This is a genomic window from Amphibacillus jilinensis Y1 (genome assembly GCF_000306965.1).
Lineage (GTDB): Bacteria > Bacillota > Bacilli > Bacillales > Amphibacillaceae > Amphibacillus_C > Amphibacillus_C jilinensis.
Window position 1 is genome coordinate 1 of the sequence record NZ_AMWI01000081.1, and the last position, 883, is coordinate 883.

Consider the following 883-nt stretch of genomic DNA (forward strand, 5'->3'; position numbering starts at 1 on the left):
GTCGAGTAAATCCGACTTTACATCATCACGCATATTCGTCAAGAGCTCACTGGCTTTACTGGCAAAATCAGATTGAAAATCATCTAATTGATCCCGCGTTTGGGTACGAAATGTCATCGTATAACTTTCAAATTCTTCCATACTTGCCTTTAAATTATTTAGAATTATTGCTAATCGGGACGTATCTAATTGAATTTTTCCATTTGCCACGCCTCATCACACCTTTCCTGTTACAGACATCCCATCCTTTTTATCTCACATCACCGCAAGCTTATTTAAAATGAACGTCCGACACATACGTTTTAAGCGCCTCTATCTCCTTAACCATCTCGGCGACAATCTCCTCCATCTCTTCTTGCACGGAGGCATTCTCTAAATCCATATCTGCGTAGTTTTTCTCAATGGCCCGTTGTACCTTATCTAAATGATTAAGAACACCACTCGAAAAGCCCGATCCATTCACAACTTTATGGCAAAAACTTGCATCATATACCATGTGTCCCTCATCCTATCATTAATCTTTAGTCAATTCTGTTTGTAGCTGTGTCATAGCCTTAGGAGAAAATTCAAGGGAGGTCATCCCTCTATTTAGCATTAATTCTCGCTTCATCATCAGTTCAAAAGCTAATTCACTTTCATCTTTATACCCGCGCTGGATCACTTTTTTGATCAACGGTGCCGTGAAGTGCACATGGGCGTTTGCTTTCACTTCCCCCACCGGATAGACGACACCTTTATAAGGGAAGTACGTCATATAGCCTTTTGGCGCAATAAAGCGTCCTGTAATGACAAGTAACGTGGGAGAATCTGTTTTCTCGCTCGGCTTAAAGTAGAGAGGATCTAATTCGACAACAGAACCTAACGGCAACACCTCTCTTACTAT

Annotated in this window: 3 protein-coding genes; all 3 read right to left on the bottom strand. The window is 41.1% G+C overall.

Going from position 1 to position 883, the window contains the following annotated elements:
- Positions 1-210 (bottom strand): hypothetical protein (locus tag B494_RS0100460; protein WP_017470386.1); only part of this gene is annotated, 210 nt, incomplete at its 3' end.
- Positions 211-271: 61 nt separating this feature from the next.
- Positions 272-496 (bottom strand): hypothetical protein, encoded by a 225-nt coding sequence (locus B494_RS0100465; protein ID WP_017470387.1) that lies wholly within the window; start codon positions 494-496, stop codon positions 272-274.
- A gap of 18 nt (positions 497-514) precedes the next feature.
- Positions 515-883: DUF4176 domain-containing protein (locus B494_RS0100470; RefSeq protein WP_017470388.1), on the bottom strand; the 369-nt coding region annotated here is incomplete at its 5' end.